Source organism: Cohaesibacter sp. ES.047, from assembly GCF_900215505.1.
Classification (GTDB): Bacteria; Pseudomonadota; Alphaproteobacteria; order Rhizobiales; family Cohaesibacteraceae; genus Cohaesibacter.
On the sequence record NZ_LT907844.1, the window covers coordinates 153,950 to 172,995 of the forward strand.

The following is a 19,046-nucleotide window of genomic DNA, read 5'->3' on the forward strand; positions in this document are numbered from 1 at the left end:
TCCAATGACCATCAGATGTGTCATCGTTGATGATGAAGCGCCTGCGCGAGATGAACTGCGCTATCTGCTCGGCAGTCACGACAGGATCGAAATCGTTGGCGAAGCCGCCACGGCCGCACAAGCGATCCAACTCTGTCTGGACTGTGAGCCGGATCTGGTTTTTCTCGATATTCAACTGCCCGGCGAGGACGGCTTTGAAGTCATCCGGGCCGTGACGCCACAGCTTGACGCCACACCTTTGTTCGTTTTCGTCACCGCCTACGACAGCTATGCGGTCAAGGCTTTCGAGGAGAGTGCTGTTGACTATATCCTCAAGCCGGTCGAGGAAAAGCGCCTTGCAACGACCCTTGAGCGCGCCTCAAGGCTTCTGGCGGACAAGGGAGCTCCGTTGCGCGAACAGATCGAAACCCTGCTCTCGCAGGTCACCCGCCCAACGAGCGCACAGAAACACACCAAGGTGTCCGTTGAAAAGAATGGCCGCATTCGCCTTCTTGATCCGGCAGATATCATCTACTGCAGTTATGAGGACCAAAAGATCGTTGCCCACACCTATGACGAAGTGGTGCCGATCTACGGTATCGCGAGCATGGACAGGATGGAGGACCATCTGGATGGGGCCTCCTTTTTCCGTGCCCACCGGGCGACATTGGTCAATCTCGATGCCATCCGTGAGTTCAGTCCCTGGTTCAACGGCAAATACAGCCTGATCATGGCGGATCAGATGCGCAGCGAACTGACGGTCTCGCGCACGCGGGTGAAGGATTTCAAACACAGGCTCGGTCTTTGACCCGCCTCTTGAGGTTGGTCGCAAGGCCTCTTGCCAGACCACCCGGTTGCGCGATCTTGTCGTTGCCAGTCATTTCTCTTGTCGGCCACTTTTCGGGAGCTTGATCCCCATGTCCATTCTCGCCCTTGTCACCGTTCTGCTCAAACACGTGGGTGTGCTCATCGCCGGGGCTTTCGTGCTTTTGACCATCGCGCCGGTTCAAGAGTTGAGCTTCCGCCGGAGAGGAATGAAGAGCCTGTTCTTTGCCATGGTGTTCTTCGGAGCGCTCGGTATTCTGGGCACTTACAGCGGCAATGCGATTTTTGATTCAATCGCCAACCTCAGGGCGATGGCGGTCATTCCGGCGGGTCTGTTCGGCGGACCACTCGTCGGCCTCGGTGCTGGACTGATCGCGGGTGGCCACAGGTTTCTGATCGATCCGTGGGGATTTTCTGCCCTTGCCTGTGCTCTGGCAACCTGTCTTGAAGGGCTTGGTGCAGGACTGGTGCGCACCCGCCTCAAGGAACGCAGCATGACCTGGCCGATCGCCCTGTTGCTGGCGTTGGTTGGCGAAACCATGCACATGGGCATCGTGTTGTTGCTTTCGCGTCCCTTTGAGGATGCGGTGGATCTGGTCAATGTCATCATGGTGCCAATGCTGATCGGCAACAGCCTTGGGGCGGTTCTTTTCGTTCATGTCATCAACTGGGTGCAAGCCTTCCGTGAACGCAAGCTCTCGGACTATGCGCAGCGCATTTTCGATATCACCAACAAGACCGTTGCCTATCTGCGAGCGGGATTGCATGAGGACAGCGCCCAAGCCATGGCCAGCATCATCCATGACCGCCTGCCGGTGGCGGCTGTCTCGGTGACCGATACCAAGCAGGTGCTCGCACACGTCGGGGAAGGCAGTGACCACCACACGCCCGGCCATCCGCTCGGCACAACCGCAACACAAAGGGTTCTGGAGACAGGCGAGCCGATCTTTCTGAGGGATCGGGAGCCGATCGGATGCAGCAACCCTCATTGCCCCTTCACGGCGGCGATCATCGTGCCTTTGAAGAAAAACGGCGTTGTCGCCGGCACTCTGAAATTCTATGGCACGAGCGCCCATGAGCTCAATGCAGTGCTGTTCGAGATTGCCAAGGGATTGACAGACCTGTTCTCGATCCAGCTCGAGCTGGAGGACATCCAGATCAAGGATCGCCTGCTTGCCCATGCCGAAATCCGGCATTTACAGGCCCAGATCAACCCGCACTTCCTTTTCAACTCGCTCAACACCATCGCCTCCTTCTGCCGGACGGCGCCGGATCGGGCGCGGGAGTTGATCCTCGATCTGTCGCTCTATATGCGCAAGAATCTCGATTCAAGCCGCGGGTTCATCCGACTGGCGGACGAGCTCGAACAGATCAACTCCTATCTCGCCATCGAGAAGGCACGCTTTGGCGAACAGATCCGGGTCAAGCTCGACGTCGAGGCGGGGTGCGAGGACTGGCCCATTCCATCCCTGATCATTCAGCCCCTGATCGAAAACGCCGTCAAACACGGCATCCGGACCAAACCGGAAGGCGGCACGGTGGGCCTGATCATCCGGCACATTGGCAATGAGCTGGGCATCACGGTCTATGATGACGGGGCGGGTATGCCGCAACAGATTCTGGCCGGCTTCAAGGCCCATCACAAAATTGAATCCCAGTTCGAGGGCGTGGGTTTGCGCAACTCCAACAGACGGCTCGAACAGATCTATGGCCCGGAATATGGCATGCAGATCAGCAGCATCCCGGACGGGGGAACGACGATCACCTTCACCATCCCGGTGCAGGAACAGCTGCTCGCAAAAGCCTCATAAATCAGAGCCTGAAACCTTTGTCTCGAAGGCCCTGGGAGCGTTGTTTCCGGGGCCTTCGAGAATCAACCTTAGGGGTTTGCTAACCTTGTCCCCAAGCCAGTGCATTCCGGCTCACGTAGATGCATTTCAAAGCTGCAAAATGACATGTCGCTACCATTTCATTGCTCAAATTAAATAGCCAAACTACCTTGATACCCATCGAAACCAGAGTATTTCTCCCGTTTTTCCAAAACGCGATGATGGCTCTGGACAAAGTGTTCTTTGGGAGAACACACATCTCAAGGAGGAAACGGGATGCTCTTTTTCTTTGCATGTGTCGGGGTGCTGATACTCGGCTATTATACCTATGGCATCTTTGTCGAAAAAATCTTCGGAACGCAGCCTGAAAGACAGACTCCCTGCTGGACCAAGGAAGACGGCGTTGACTATGTCAACATGCCCACCTGGAAGGTCTTTTTCATTCAGTTGCTCGACATCGCTGGCCTTGGCCCCATCTTTGGCCCGATCCTTGGCGCCCTTTACGGCCCGCAGGCCATGCTCTGGGTCGTTTTCGGCTCGATCTTTGCCGGTGGCGTTCACGACTATTTCTCAGGCATGCTGTCCGTCCGTTCTGGCGGCAAGTCGATCCCGGAAGTGGTCGGCGATGAAATGGGCATGACCGCACGTCAGGTGATGCGCGTCTTCTCGGTTATTCTGTTGCTGCTCGTTGGCGTGGTGTTCATCCTTGGCCCAGCCAAACTGCTCTCCAACATGACCGGCTTGAATGTCTCGCTCCTGATCGCCTGCATCTTCGCCTACTATTTCATCGCGACGATCCTGCCGATCGACAAGATCATTGGTGGTCTCTATCCGATCTTCGGCATTCTGTTGCTCTTCATGACCTTCGGTGTTCTGGGTGGCCTGATCTTCAACGGCTATGAGCTGATGCCGAACCTTGACTTCACCACCAACGTGCATCCAAACGACATGCCGATCTGGCCCCTGTTGTTCATCACGCTGTCTTGTGGTGCCATTTCCGGCTTCCATTCCACACAGTCGCCTCTGATGGCACGCTGCATGCGCAACGAGAAAAACGGTCGTCCGATCTTCTACGGCGCCATGATCGTTGAAGGCATTATCGCGCTGATCTGGGTTGCTGCCGGTGTTTCCTTCTATGAAAACTCCGCAGCCATGCAAGCCGTGATCGCAGCCGGATCTCCTGCTGCCGTCGTCAACGAGGTCTGCAACTCCCTGCTCGGTCCGATTGGCGGGTTCCTGGCCATTCTCGGTGTGATTGTTCTGCCGATCACATCTGGCGATACTGCCTTCCGCTCGACCCGGCTCATTCTGGCTGAAACCTTCAAAGTGGATCAGGCCAAAACCGCAAAACGCCTCATGATCGCCTTGCCGCTGTTCGCGATTGCCTTCCTGGTTTCGCAGGTGCCCTTCGCAGTGGTATGGCGCTATTTCGGTTGGTCCAACCAGATGCTCTCCATGCTGGTTCTGTGGTCCGCGGCCATCTGGCTTGTCCGCAACTCCAAGCTCCACTGGATTGCAACGGTGCCGGCTGTCTTCATGACGGCTGTTGATGCCTCGTTCATTCTGCAGGCCCAAATCGGCTTCGGTCTGCCGGCGAACATCTCCAACATCGCAGGGGTCGCAATCGCCATTGCCACGCTTGTCGCATTCCTGGTGTTCGTGCGGCCACCAAGCGCCGTTAGCGGAGATCCTACTCCGGCTGAATAGGTCAGCTGAACACATAGGTGGCGGAAACCATGCCGCGTCGGATCAAAGGTCCGGCGCGGTTTTTTCATCTGTCGAAAAACGCTGGCTTTGATCAAAAAAACTTGCGCAAGAGGCTTGCAGTCAGCTGTTGCTACTCCCACGATAGAGATTGAAAGAAAGCAATCGGTTACGATTATGCTTTAGAATTCCTATGGACTAAGGGGCGATTGTGCTATAGCGCATAGAGCTGAGACCAAATTCGGGAAGTTTATGAGTATGCCATTTGGAACCAAGCACAATCAGGCGCACGTTGAGCTGCGGGCCGCGTTGGGCCTGAAACAGCACCGTTCCGCCGTTTTTGCGCCTGTTCTCTCCTCTCTTGTTGCCTTTTTGATGCTCGGCACGGCGATCGCTCCGGCACAGGCCTTGGAGCTTTTCGGATACGAGATCGGCCTTGACGGGATTTCCAAGGTCTCGGAAACCGAATCGGATGCGAGCGTTCCGGATCCGGTCACTTATGACGTGACTCTCAATGTTCCAGACGAAGATATTCGCGAAACTCTTGAAGCCGCTTCCCTGCTGATTGAACAAAAAGACAAGCCCGCCTCCGGCACCGTCGGATTGCTCCTGCGCATGCGGAATGACAGGAAACGGTTGCTCGCTTCCCTGTATGAAGAGGGTCGGTATGGCGGAGTGGTCGATGTGACCGTGAATGGCCGCGCACCGGACGAAGTTGCCCTTGATGAGGATTTGTCGACGGCCGGCAAGCCGGCCGTGCGCATTAATGTGACCCCCGGCCCGGTCTTTACCTTTTCCCAGCCACAAGTGACCGACGCAAGCGGTAATCAGCTGGATGTGTCCACGTTCGGTCTAGTTGAAGGAGACGTGGCCAAATCCGATCTGGTGCTGGATGCAGAGAATGCCCTTGTCGACCGTTACCAGCGCGAGGGGTATCCCTTTGCGGCAATCTCCAATCGCGTTCTGGAAGCGGACCACCGGACCCAAAAACTCGACGTGCTGCTGGAAGTCGCCCCGGGCGAGCAGGCACGGCTTGGTTCGGTTTCGGTAAGCGGCGCGAAAGATGTCGACAGCGACTTCATCGCGCAGCAGGCCAACATCCCGCAAGGCGAACTCTACTCGCCCGAAGAAACGCGAGCGGCGGCCAAGCGGCTGCGCAGTCTGGGCGTCTTCGAAAGCGTCATCGTCAAACCGGGCAAAGAGGTTCTGGCGGACGGCACCGTGCCCATGATGATCGAAGTGAAGGAGCGCAAGCCGCGCACCATCGGCGCTGGTATTACCGTGGGCAACCTTGATGGTATCGGGCTCGAGGGCTTCTGGACACACCGCAATCTGTTTGGCAAAGCCGAGAAACTGCGCATCGAATCTTCGGTCTCACGCATTGGTCAGGACGATTTCAGCCAGATCGATTATCACGGCGCTGTGCTCTTTTCCAAACCGGGCGTGTTTGGACCGACGACAACATTCGAGAGTGAGCTCGCAGCTGACTACATCAATCCCGATGCCTTTGAGAAACGCTCGGTCAGCGCTGAGGTGGCATTGCGCAAGGACTTCAACGAGCAGCTATCGGGACGGGCTGGCCTGAAGGTCGAGTATTCGCGCCTGACTGACGATACGGGCACCGACAACCGGCTGCTTACGTCCATACCGCTTGAGATGTCCTACGATACGCGGGACAATCAGCTCGATCCGACAGAAGGCTTTCAGATCCTTTTGCAAGCCGAACCGACGGCCGGTTTCGAACAGTCGAATTATTTCCTCAAGACAAGCGCAACCGCCATGGCCTATCAGGCCCTTGATGATGCCAAGCGCTTCGTTCTGGCCGGAAAGGTCTCGGCGGGCACCATATTCGGGGCCTCCAAGAAGGATGTCCCCGCAGACCGTCGCTTCTTTACCGGCGGCGGCGGCTCCATACGCGGCTATGCCTATCAAGCGGCTGGACCGCGCAACAGCAAGGGCGCGCCAGAAGGTGGGCGGTCGTTCGCAATCGCCTCCGCCGAGGCACGCGTTCGGGTGACCGATTCCATCGGGCTTGCCGCCTTTGTTGATACTGGAGGGGCCTTTGACGGGCTCACACCGGGCGATAAAGGCGACTGGTACACAGGCGTCGGAGCAGGCATCCGCTATTTGACGCCGATCGGTCCCTTGCGTCTCGACGTTGCCGTGCCGCTCAAGAAAATCCACGGAGAGCCACAATATGGTGTTTATTTGGGCTTAGGTCAGGCATTCTGATTTCGCCCCCGAACTTCCATGCTTTTCGACCGGTTTCTCTGAATGCCCGACACCAAGACACCAAACACCACGACTCCAGGCCCCACCCCCAAAAGATCACTTCCCGGCAGGCTCGGCAAACGTCTGCTGCAAGCTCTTGTTGCCCTTGTCATCGTGATCCTCTTTGGCGTTCTGGTGGTCTTGTTTCTGCTGGGCACCTCACCGGGGCGCGGCCTGACGGTAGAGATCGTCAATTCGCTCGCCAGCAGTGACGAACAGACTGTGGAAATCGCCGGGCTCGACAGTGCGCTCGGGTCGTTGCGCCTGTCATCCGTTCGTCTTTCAGATGCCGATGGCATCTGGTTGGAAGCAAAAGACTTCTCGGCGGACTATTCCCTTGCGTCTCTTCTGGCCATGCGCCTCGATGCGGATCACATCACCCTTGGCAGCCTTGAAGTCGTGCGCCCTCCCGTTGCTTCAACTGCGACGACAGACGAGACCTCAAGCTCTGGAGCTGATCCTCTGGCCTATCTGCGCGCCAAGATCGACCGACTGGCCGTTGGCGAGATCAAGCTCGGAGCGGCGCTGCTCGGCAAACCCGCCACGCTCACACTTGACGGCAATGTCACCATTGAAGGACAGCCGCTTCAGTTAGCGGGCGCGATCGATATCCAGCACAAGGACAGCTCTAAGGGCTACATCAAGGGGAACTGGGATATTGCCCCTAGCCAGAACCGGCGGCAGATCGATCTCGATGTTGCCGAGCCGCGTGGTGGTCTCATTGCGCGCCTTCTCGATATGGACAACCTGCCCGCCCTGCGCCTCACCCTTGCTGGCGACGGGTCCGCAGATGACTGGCGCTCCGACCTTGAAGTCTCACTTGACGGCACGCCGACGGTGACGGGCGAGATGATCATTCGGTCAAGCCAGCAGGTGCGCCGGGTTGAAGCCTCGCTCAATGGCAAGCTGGCCCCTTTCCTGCCGACAAGCGTCGTTCCGTTGGTGGCAGGCGATAGCAATCTCACCCTCGCACTTGAGCAGGATAACGCTGACCTCTACGCCCTCAAGCAGCTCCGTTTCACCTCCGGTCTTGCAAGCCTTGATGCCGCAGGTACCGTTGATATTGGTGGGCGATCCGTTGATCTGACGAGCCGGTTCCAGCTTGGGCAGGAAGGCACGATGCTGACCATCGAAGACGACGCTGGCGGTCGCTATCAGCTCGGGTTTGTCGATGTGACCAGCCGCGTTGCGGGCCCTCTTGACGAAGCAGCGATTGCGCTTGAGGCAAGGCTCGAGCAACTTGTGCAAGGCTCAACCGAGCTTGGCAGGCTTCAGGTCAAGCTCAATTCTGAGGGTTTCAATCTGGAGGATGTGAGCGGGCCGCTCGATGCGACCGCCACCATCGCCAGCCTAACCACGGGGACCGAAGCGCTCGACAAGGCGCTCGCAGGACCGGTCAACCTGTCCGTTCGCAGTCAGATTGACGGTAGCGTGATCACATTGGACGAGACCTCGCTGGCCACAGGCCTCCTGACAGCAGGCCTCACCGGTTCGGCCTCAGCCTCCACGCTCGATCTTGATGGCAGGATTGGTCTGTCAGGCCTTGAGCGCATTGATCCGCAGCTTGCGGGCTCGCTCGCAGGTGATTTCACCGTTTCGGGGTCGTCGACGTCACCCGAGCTCAACCTTGAGATCGCGGGTGAGGACGTCGCGGTGGCAAAAAAAGCCATCGAAGGGCTCAAGCTGACTCTTGACGCTGACGCTGTGCCCAATGCCGCGTTTTCCCTTGTTGCCAGCTATGACGGCTCCCCCCTCAAGCTCGCGGCCAATCTTGTCAGCAACGAGGATGGCAGCCGGGACGTACGCGACATCATTCTCTCGGCGCCGGGCGGCACTGTCGAAGGGGCTGTTGCGATCTCGCCAGCGGGCCTTGCAACGGGTGACCTAGATGCCAAGATTGCTTCCTTGAAAAAACTGGGACCGCTTCTGCTTCAGCCCGATCTTGAAGGCTCGCTAGAGGCGGACATTGCGCTGCGCGCCGACGAAGACAGGCAGAATATCAATGTCACGGCGTCAGCGGCCACTTTGTCCATGCCATCCGTTTCGCTGTCGGATCTGGCTCTAGAAGCCCGCATCCGGGACGCCACCAATGCCATGGGCGTCGAGGCCACGGTGTCCCTTGCCAATCTGAATGCCGGCGGCGAGCGGGTGCGCAACCTGTCCGCCCGCATGGAAGGCGATACCGGCACCCTGCCCTTCTCGCTGGATGCCAACGTCTCCAATGCTCCGATGACCCTGAAGGGCGTTCTGCGCCAGAGCGCCTCGGAAACAACCATCGAGCTGTCGCGGTTTTCCGGAAAGTGGAAAGGGATCGCGCTGGCGCTTTCCAAGGCGACCAGTGTCAATCTGACGAATGGCGCAACGCTGAGCAGCCCCCTTGTGCTTAAGGTCGACAGTGGGACGGTCACTGTGTCGGGTGAGGCCGGAGACAAGCTTGATCTCAAGCTTGCGGCGCGCAATCTGCCGCTCTCGATCGCAGACAAGGTCGCCCCGACGACCGGTGAAGCCATTTCGGGAAGCCTCAACCTTGATGCGGATATCAGCGGCACGTCCGCCGCGCCGCGCGTCAAGTGGAACGGCAATGTCTCCAACCTGTCCGCGCGTTCCATGCGGGCAGCCGGTGTTCCGGCCATGGCGATTGATACCAACGGCAGCCTTGAGAACAATCAGGTCAGACTGAACAATGTGATCACCGGTGGCGGCTCGAAACTGACGCTCAAGGGCGGGGTTGCGCTGTCCGGCCCGCGGCTCGATCTCAGCGCCGACGGGACGATCCCCTTCTCGCTTGCGGCGCGGACGCTGGCTGATGCAGGCCTCAGGCTCAATGGCAATGCAGCGGTATCGGCACGGGTGACCGGCTCGGCAACCAATCCCAGCATTTCGGGATCCGTGACCACGCAAGGGGCGCGGCTGATCGAACTGTCCTCCGGGCTAGTGATCAACAATCTCTCCGGAACCGTGCGTCTTTCCGAGCAGACTGCACGGCTTGAGAAGTTTTCTGGCACAATCGGCAAGGACGGATCATTGTCCATAGCAGGGACCGTGGGCATAGATCCAGCCCAGCAGCTGCCAGCTGATATCACTCTGACCATGAAGAATGTCAATTTCCGTCATGAGGATATCCTCAATACCCTGTTCGATGCCGATCTGAAGCTCAAAGGCAAGCTGGCAACCTCGTCAGTGCTGTCCGGGCGCATTGATCTGCGCTCGACGGAAATCATGATCCCCGAGACACTGCCGCAATCAATCCCTGCGGTCTCGGTGCAACACAAGAATGCAGAAGGTGAGCTCGCCAAGCAGGTCAAGGATCTGCAGCCAAAACAATCGTCATCAGGATCCGGCGGCTCCACCATCGGGCTTGATTTGACCATTTCGTCGCCGCGCCGCATCTATGTTCGCGGTCGCGGAATAGACGCCGAGCTTGGTGGCACCATCAAGGTGCTTGGCACGACCTCCAACCCCAATCCGGTCGGGACGGTCTCCATGCAGCGCGGTCGCATGGACCTTTTAACCAAGCGGCTCGATTTCGACCGGGGCAGCCTCGGCTTTGCTGGTTCCCTTGATCCCAGCCTCGACTTTGCCGCGGTGGTGACCAACTCGGGAAGGACCTACACGATGGCCGTCGGCGGCTATGCGTCCGATCCGAACCTGTCGCTCACCTCTTCGCCTTCAATGCCGGAGGATGAGATCCTTGCCCAGTTGTTCTTCGACAGGCCGATTTCCGACCTTTCGCCCCTGCAGATCGCCCAACTCGCCAACGCGGTGGCAACGATCAGCGGCGCCAATTCCGGCCCCGGTCTCATCGACCGATTGCGCAACCTTGCCGGGATCGACAACATCGACATCAAGTCGGACGAAAAAACCGGCGAAACTACGGTGGGCGTTGGGCGCTATCTCAATGACAAGACCTACGTCAATGTCGAGAAGGGCACCTCAAGCGACTCCGGCAAGGTGACCATAGATCTGGAACTCACAGGCCAAGTCAAAGCGCGGGGCGAGGCAGACACCTCGGGACGCTCCAAGGCAGGCATCTTTTTCGAGCAGGACTATTAGGGTTTAGTCCCTTCACTGCCGCACTCAGCCAACAGAAAAGGCGCCACTCGGGAAGAGCGGCGCCTTTTGTTTGTTCCGGTCATGCGGCCTGTCAGTTGAGACCGTGCTTGTGCATGGACTCGACTTCCTGCGTTTTGAAATGGCCGAAGCGGGGCAGGAACTTGTCCCATTCAACCGTGTGGGCGTTGAATTCCGGCCCATCAATACAAGCATGAAGTCTGAGGCTTTTGCCCTCTTCGGTGATAACCGGCACCATGCAGGCACCGCACATGCCCGTCGCATCGACCATGATGGAGTTGAGGCTGACGACCGTGTGGACGCCGTAAGGCTTGGTCAGATCGCTCACCGCCCGCATCATCATCGGAGGCCCGACGGAGACGACTTCGACCACCTTGCGCCCTTTGTAGACATTGCCCGCCTTGAGCATGTCTTCGAGCGGTCCGGTGACAAAACCATGCAGCCCAAAGGTGCCATCGTTGGTGCAGTAGATGATGTCCAGCTTGTCGCCATATTGGGCCTTCAACTTGCCCATGCGATCATCATCGCCCGTCCAGAACAGGTGCCCTGCGGAACGGAACCCGATGATCATGGTGACGTTGTTGCCCATGCGCAGATGCGCCTTGGCAATCGGGAAGATGGCAGGCAGGCCGACGCCGCCAGCGGTGAAGACCACTGTTTCGTCTTCGCCGTAGGCCTTGACGTCGCTTGGCTCGCCAAGCGGCCCGGCGATACCGGCAAAGCTGTCACCCTCGGCCATCTTGTTCATCATCTTGGTGGATGTGCCCATGCCCTGAATGACAAGATCGATGGTGCCCTGCTCTGCGTCCCAATCAGCTAAGGTCAGCGGGATCAGCTCGCCATCATCGGTTGCCAGAATGCGGACAAACTGCCCGGCCCGGGCCGAGTGAGCCACCGCTGGCGCCTTGACGGTCATCTCGACAATGCCATCTGCCTGATCGATATGTTTGACGATGGTATGCTGAGCCTGCCCCAGACCGGTGAAGTGGTCGGCGGTTTTAACCCGGTTCCGGATTTCCTCCATAGGCAGGTCGATGTCACCGACGATTTCGCGGGCGGCGGCCTGACCGTCGCCAGCAGCAAGGATGGCTGTGGAGCCACCACGGGCCGCATCACCACCGGTGTAGACATCGGCAATCGAGGTTGACTGGGTTTCTTCGCCGACCTCAATGGTGCCCCACTTGCTGAGCTTGAGCCCCGGCTCGGAGGCCGGGATGATCGGGTTGGACTTGTTGCCCAGCGCCATGATGACCAGATCGGCCGGTATGTTGATGACTTCGCCAGTCGGCTGTGGCCTGCGGCGGCCCGATGCATCGGCTTCGCCCAACTCGTTCACATCGACAACTGCATGGGTGACGAAGTGGCTGTGCGGATCACCAAGGAACTCTTTCGGGCCGCGAAGCTCTGCAAGCTTGATGCCTTCTTCCAGAGCGTGATGCAGTTCCTCGACGCGGCAAGGCATCTCGGACTGTGTCCGGCGATAGACGATGGTGACATTGCCGCCAAGACGCTTGGCCGTACGGGCGGCGTCCATCGCGGTGTTGCCGCCACCAACGACAAGGATATTCTTGTCTTTGACGTCCGGCAGCGGGGTCTCATATTTCGGATCCCGCCCGCGCATCAGGTTGACCCGCGTGAGGAACTCGTTGGCCGACATGACACCGAGCAATTCCTCGCCCGGAACATTCATGAAGGTGGGAAGCCCGGCACCGGAGCCGACAAAGATCTTCCAGAAGCCAGCGGCTTTCAGATCCTCAAGAGTTGCGGTCTTGCCAACGACGAAGTTCTTGACGAACCGTCCGCCAAGGGCGTCGATCTTGCCAACCACGTCATCGATCAGGCTGTTGGGCAGGCGGAATTCGGGAATCCCGTAGCGCAGCACACCGCCCAGTTCATGGAAGGCCTCGAAGACCGTGACCGGGAACCCTTCAGCCGCCAGAAGATAGGCGTTGATGAGACCGGACGGGCCGGAGCCAACCACCGCGATGGGTGGTTTTTCGGCCATTTCCCATGGGCTGACAAGGCCGCGATAGGCCGCCAGCGGATCATTGGCAACGAGCTTTTCATGTTCGGGCAGATACCATTCGATCTGACCGATCTCGATGGGCCGGTTGGTGTGTTTGCAGACACCCTGACACTGATGCTCTTGCGGGCAGACGCGACCGGTGACGTTCGGCAGCGGGTTGCAGCTTTCGATCAGTTCGAGTGCCTGACGGATCTTGCCATTGCCGATCAGATCGATCATCTCGGGGATGTGGATCTTGACCGGACAGCCGCCGACTTTTTCCTGCTTCTTGTGGCGTTCCATGAGCACGCCGAGTTCGCAGGGCTTGTCTTCGCACTGCTTGTCGCGCATCACTTCGAGCCAGACAAAAAGCTCCACCTCGCGCACGCTGTAGCCCAGCGCCTGATAGCCCAGATAGCCGGTGTTGACCAGCTCGAAGTCATGGTTGCGTTCTTCGGGCGGCCGCACATAAGGAGGGATGAAATTGTCCGCAGGCCAGCCTTTCGACAGGCCCTTGAACATGGGATAGCGCTCGGACATATGCTCATCGAGCGCCCGAACGAACTTGCGCTTGAACTTGAGCGGCAGGCCCCAGAGGAAGCGCTGCAACACGGTCGACATATCGTCATCGCGCAGCAACAGGTTCCAGAGAACGCCAATGAAGCGTTCTCCGATCTTGTCTTGCTGGAACTCCCAGGCGATTGCCTGCGTGCCATCGGCAACAAAGAGGTTGCGCAGGGATCTGGGGTCGGCAGCCAGATGCTTTTTCAAGACATCAAGCTGCAGGCTGAACAGATCCTCTTGAGGGGATAAGGCTTCAACACTCATTTGACGATCTCCGCATCACAGGTTGCTGCGACCTTGGAAAGCCGGGCGCTCAGCTGCGGGGTCATCTCGACCTGATCCAGAGCACCGGGGATCGTGTGCGCGACCTGTTTGGCCGCCCCGTCGACGATGACCTTGGTCAACTCGAACAGTTCGGGCACTTCCTGATAGCAGGTCTTGCAATCGGTGCAGAGGCTCACATCCTCATCATGGATATGCGGGATGGCCGAACCGTTGGCTTGAGGCGCAGCGGCAGCTGGTGCAGCAGCAGCAGTTGGAGCCATAGCCCCACCGAAGCCAACCGCAGCGGGCGCTCCGGATGCAGCCGCCAGCTCACTCATGCCGGTTGCGATGCTGTCCATGGTTGCTTCACGGTCGTTGATCGCTTCTTCATACTGCTGTTTCAAAGACGCGATCTCTGCCTTGTGCTCGGATGACACCTTGACCATGTCGAGGCCGGCCAGATGCTGGAGTGTCCGCCAGTTGTGGCGCCGTTCCTCGACCAGATGCACAACCATCTCACCGACTTGCAACCGAACCAGTTCGCGCTTGCCGTTGGTCTTGTAGACGAACGGCACCACGCGGCCCCGCTCGACTTTCGGCAGGTTGATATAGTCGTGGATCGGCACGCCTTCCACGCCGTCCGCCAATGGACGGAACTGCTTTTTGAAGCGGGTTTCATCATGAGCATAGTCGGCCGGGGTCAATGGAACATCCATCAACTTGAGCTGACCGTCTTCCATATATTCGAGCGTCATGGTTGCCCAGTCGTGATCCATGGCAGGGTTGCCTTCGATCGAGAAGCGCTCGGCGAGGGTTTCACCGGCCTTGGGATCATGGACAAAGAGCGGGCTGACACGGGCTTCCACCGCCAGTCTTGCGCGGCGGTTGGCAGCATCGTCGGCGATGCCATGCTCACCCTGACAGGGGGTGTAGACATCCAACAGGGCCGGCGAAGTCGAATGCTTCAGATAGGCCATCACATTCTTAAGGAAATGGCCGGGGAAAGCCGTAGCACTCTGCACCACCAGCACATTGGGGTGGAAGGAGGCGATGAGGCCCAGTTCCTTGCGGTCCTCCAGCTTGCCGGGGCTGGCCTTGCCGAAGCGGGCAAGGTCACTGTCTTGCCCCGAAAGGCTGGCCGTGGACGCCTGACCACCGGTGTTGGAATAGACACCGGAGTTCAGCACCATCACCTTGATCGGCGAGTTGCTGGCCAGAAGGCGGGACAGGGCACCAAAGCCGATATCGTAAGCGGCACCGTCACCGGAGATGTTCATCACCGTTGGCAGAAGATCACGCTCGTCTTTGGAGAAATCGTGCCATTCGAAGTTCTTCAGGAACGCATCGTCCGTTGCCGGATCGTAGGCGTTCGCAAGCTCGAGCTTGGCAACGCGAAGCGCCCGGAAGTCGGCGGCGGCATTGGCCGTCATGCCTTCGAACAGACCCTTGGCAACGGCGGGGCCATCCTGGAACAGGCTGTTGACCCACGGATCATTGTAGGGGTTGTAAGGGAAGGTAGAGGCATAAACCGAGCTACAGCCGGTGGCGTTGGCAACCATCAACGGCGATGGACCATTGCCTGTTGGACCGCCTTCCAAGAGGAACAGGCGTTTGTTGAGCGTTTTAAGGGTCGCAGCGATGCGGTCCTCGCGCTCTTTGTCGCCCTTGACCTCGACGAGTTTGTCGCCAAGGCGCTGAACCAGCTGCTCCATCTCGCGGATGTGGGCTTTCTGACGGCGATCATGGATCGCATGGGTTGCCGAGACAACCTGACGGATCGCGGTCACTTCGCCACAGCCGCGGCAGGCCCCATGACCACCGGTGGTGGCGTAATAGGTGCTGCGATCGAGCATCATGCGCTTGATTTCGCTGTCGGACTCAAAGGCCGGCTCGACGAAGCGGGCTGGCGTATTGGGTGTTTTCGACAGGAAGTTGAATTTCGCCTGAAGGTCCTGCAAGAGCGGAGCGTCCTGCTCGGCTTCCACCAGAGCGCCCGGACCGCAGATCTCGACGCATTCCAGACAGCCTGTGCATTTCCAAGGATCAATCGCGACCGTGAACAGACCGCCCTGACCGGAATGCTCTTTTTCCGGCGTATCAAAGAAAGGCCGCGTCTTGGCGACGGGCAGCACGGCAACAGCCTCGACGATGCGGGCAAGGTTTCCCTTGACGACGGCGCTTTCGACATAGAGCTCATCAACCGCGGCTTTGGTCAGCTCGGCAAAGCTGGCTTCGGCTCCCCCATTGAGCTTGGCACGGACGGCATCACCGACCGAACGGATATGCTCGCGGATGACCTCACGCTGGGCGTTCGGCATGTCGACATTCTTGGCCGCTGACATCAGCAGCTCGTTGATATCAAAGACGCTCGGAGGAATGGCTGCATCCGGGCAAACCATGGAGCAGTCAAGACAGCCCGTACAGGCATCGGGGTTGAAGACCGGAACCGCACGGCGGAACAGACCCTTGTCCTTGCCAGCGGCAGTGCCAGAGGGCATGAACATGCCCGAGCCCGGCAGCACCGGAGCCTCGCCGATGGACCCATCGCGGTAAGATGCCGCCATGGAGTCTTCATAATAGTTGTGGTCGAACAGCGCGGATGGCGATGCATCCTCGGCAATGCGGCACATACTGGCAGAGATCTTCGGCGAGAAGACCGGCTCCTCATCTACCGTAGCGCTGATCGCTTCGAATTCAGGTGACGTATAGTCGACCAGAACCGTTGCTTTGAGGCCATCGCGGATGACCGCCATGTTGCCATCGACAACGGCGGCACCCTTGTTGCCGAACTTGTAGGCAATCTGGCTGCGGACCTTTTCAAGCAGCGCGTCTTCGGAAGCGCCCTTGGAGACGCGATCGACGTGACCACAGATCGAACCGATGAAGGCGATCCCCATCATGCGGGTTTCAAGCTCGGGGCTTGGGGCATGTTTCTTGGCGATCTTGAAGCCGTCAATCACCATGAAGCGGATCTTGCGCTGGATGATGGTCTGGCGCATGGCCGACGGCATTTCCTTCCAGACCTCAAGCGGCGACAGGTTGGACTGCAGGATGAACGTGCCACCCTCGATCAGGCCGCGCAGTGGGTTGGAATGGGCAAAGACCTTGTGGTCGGGCGAGACAACCACTTCCACATCTTCCAGGTCAGCGTTGGTGATTTTCACCGGTTCTGGCGACAGGGTGATGTAGTAGTTGGTCGGCGCGCCGGATTTTTCCGAGCCGTATTTCGGTGCGGCCTTGGAGTAGAGGTTGAGCACGTTGGCTAGGATATCGGTGAGCAGCTTGCCGGTTGCGATGGTGCCGTAACCGCCCACAGAGTGGAAGCGGATGCGGAGGGCCTCATCGGGCAGCATGCGCGGATTGGCTTTGGTTTCCAGCGCCATCAGCTCGGTTTCGGGATAGGCAGCGCGGAGTTTTTCCTGCAGCTCGGCCATGGCCGGGTGCGGATCCTTGGAGAAGAACTGGCTACCGAGATAAACGAACGGCGCGTTCTTGCCTTCCATATTCTCAAAGGCGGCAACCATGTGCCGTGGCTGCAGATCGTGCGCACCAAGACCGAAAATCGCAGTGGTCAGTTTCGGCAGTTCCTTGAGAGCCGGAATACCTGCATAGCGCGGGGCGGAGGCATTTTCGACAGCCTTGAGAAGGGCCTCCTTGACAAGACCGGTAAGGGCCGTGACGTCGGAGCGTTCAAGGATGGTCGCGGCTTTCTTGCCTGCAAGGGCGGCAACCATTTCTGCTTCCGGGAAGGGCTGCAGCATCTTGACGGAGATGACGCCGACCTTCTTGCCTTGACGGCGCAGATAGGATGCAACGGCTTCGGCATCGTCGGTCACAGAGCCCAGACCGATCACGACGGTTTCGGCATCGTCGCATTCAAAGGTCTTGATGGGCGCATAATGGCGGCCGGTGAGTACGGAGTATTCGTCCATCGCTTCCTTTACGAAGCGGGGAACGTCGCGCACGAAGTGGGTGCGATGGTCAACCGAGCCTGCCTGATAGTCTGGCTGGTTCTGAACACCACCGGTCAGGCCGGGGTTGTTGACATCGACCTGAGCGGGAACACGCTGGCGGGTGCCTTTGGGGGTGGCATTGGTCCACTGGCGTTTCCACTGGGCATGCAGCTCGGCGGGCACGAGTTCTAGCGTCTGGGCAATCAGCTCGCCGTCGTTGTCGGCCTCGATGGCATCGGAATTGTCACCAAGGAAGGCGATCAACTTGGCGTAGACATCCTGTTCCATGTCCGAGCTGTGGCGACCGAGGTAGCGCTTCAGGTGGAAAACGCGCCCCTTGGAGCCGAACAGCATTTCCTGCGCGACGGTCGGGCACGGAATGTTGTCAGTCGGATCACCAATAAAGTCCGCCAGAAGCTCATCTTCAGGCATCAGGACTTCGCTCATCATGTGGCTGGTGACAAACCCGTCCATGCAGTTGGCAACCGGGATCATGGACATCGCGCTGGCGCGATAGGAAATCGCGGCAAGGTCAGCCGATTCCTGAGGGTTGGAGCCGAAGAGGATCGTGTAGCCCGATGGCAACAGGGCGTAGACGTCATCATGACCGGCCATCACGTTCAGCGAATGGCGGGAGACGGAGCGTGCGGCCACCTGCATGACAAAACCGCCGACTTTCTTGCCGACGGTTACATAATGCGATTCCAGACCATACAGAACGCCCTGAGAGGACGAGGCGTTGGAAATATACTGGCCGCCGGTCAATGCGGCGCCAAGAGCACCGGACTGGGCTGAATGCTCGCCTTCGGGCTCGAAGAAGAAGGGATGACGGCCCCAGAGGTTCTGACCACCGGATGCCCGGAAGGATTCATAAAGCTCGGCGATTTCTGTCGAGGGGGTGATCGGATAGCCAATCACACCACCGCAAACCTGGCCCATGACCTGTGCGATTGCACCGTTGCCATGAATGACGGTTGGAACTCCGGGATATACCGGCGTGTTAGGAAGTTTGTCGTTCATATTTTCCACCTAGTTTTAGCCGACCGGTGTTCTCCTCCGCCAGTCAACCCAAAAGAAAGAAAGACATTATCGGGCGCATGTAGCTAAAGCCCGCCGGTCGTGGGAAGACCGGAAGGATGATTCAAGGTCATAAAGCTATGCTGAAAAGACTGTACCCTGGTCATTTCTACCACGGCCATATGCCTCGAGACGTCGAGTTCATGCACTTGGTCCTCCCAATATCTGGTCACCTATCCAATAGTCTACATGGGAGAAATATACGTTGACCTGCATCAACGGGCTTCAGACCTGCCGCTAGGGAAGTTTACATTGGAATTCCAATGCTACTTTTGATTGCTTTTACCCTGTCGAGAGAAGGCGCAAGAAAAAGTGCTTATATTTTCGTGTTTTAATATGGTCCACTATGGGAAAATGCGGTTTCTGGAGATCTGCAATCAGGAGAAAAACTTACTCAAAACACCACCTTAGCTATGCGATTTAGACATCGGTGTCATGCATTTTTGCACCGCGTCGCAGTTGTGACTCGCACAGTCCGAACGCTCTGAGCGCCATCCTGACCAA

Annotated in this window: 7 protein-coding genes; 5 read left to right on the forward strand and 2 right to left on the reverse strand. The window is 58.4% G+C overall.

Annotated features, from left to right (window positions below):
• Positions 1 to 4 precede the first annotated feature (4 nt).
• The 5 genes from CPH65_RS00705 (at position 5) to CPH65_RS00725 (ending at position 10,661) form a co-directional block, all read left to right on the forward strand.
• Positions 5 to 787: a LytTR family DNA-binding domain-containing protein gene (locus CPH65_RS00705; protein WP_096171688.1), complete on the forward strand. Its 783-nt coding sequence runs from the start codon at positions 5 to 7 to the stop codon at positions 785 to 787.
• A gap of 109 nt (positions 788 to 896) precedes the next feature.
• The gene (locus CPH65_RS00710; protein ID WP_096176146.1) at positions 897 to 2,615 is read left to right on the forward strand and encodes a LytS/YhcK type 5TM receptor domain-containing protein; all 1,719 of its coding nucleotides are present in this window, start codon (positions 897 to 899) and stop codon (positions 2,613 to 2,615) included.
• Between the two features lie 294 nt (positions 2,616 to 2,909).
• Positions 2,910 to 4,340 carry a carbon starvation protein A gene (locus CPH65_RS00715; protein ID WP_096171689.1) on the forward strand — a complete coding sequence of 477 codons (1,431 nt, stop codon included), beginning with the start codon at positions 2,910 to 2,912 and terminating at the stop codon, positions 4,338 to 4,340.
• Between the two features lie 255 nt (positions 4,341 to 4,595).
• The gene (locus tag CPH65_RS00720; RefSeq protein WP_172891428.1) at positions 4,596 to 6,569 is read left to right on the forward strand and encodes an autotransporter assembly complex family protein; all 1,974 of its coding nucleotides are present in this window, start codon (positions 4,596 to 4,598) and stop codon (positions 6,567 to 6,569) included.
• Positions 6,570 to 6,611: 42 nt separating this feature from the next.
• The gene (locus tag CPH65_RS00725; protein WP_096171691.1) at positions 6,612 to 10,661 is read left to right on the forward strand and encodes a translocation/assembly module TamB domain-containing protein; all 4,050 of its coding nucleotides are present in this window, start codon (positions 6,612 to 6,614) and stop codon (positions 10,659 to 10,661) included.
• A 91-nt stretch (positions 10,662 to 10,752) separates the two neighbouring features.
• On the opposite strand, the gene CPH65_RS00730 is transcribed toward CPH65_RS00725, so the two are convergent.
• Both CPH65_RS00730 and CPH65_RS00735 read right to left on the reverse strand, forming a co-directional pair.
• Positions 10,753 to 13,512: a sulfide/dihydroorotate dehydrogenase-like FAD/NAD-binding protein gene (locus CPH65_RS00730; RefSeq protein ID WP_096171692.1), complete on the reverse strand. Its 2,760-nt coding sequence runs from the start codon at positions 13,510 to 13,512 to the stop codon at positions 10,753 to 10,755.
• On the reverse strand, positions 13,509 to 18,485 hold the full coding sequence (locus CPH65_RS00735) for a 2-oxoacid:acceptor oxidoreductase family protein (RefSeq protein ID WP_096171693.1): 4,977 nt from the start codon (positions 18,483 to 18,485) through the stop codon (positions 13,509 to 13,511). Before CPH65_RS00735 ends, CPH65_RS00730 begins: the two co-directional genes overlap by 4 nt.
• Positions 18,486 to 19,046: the final 561 nt, after the last annotated feature.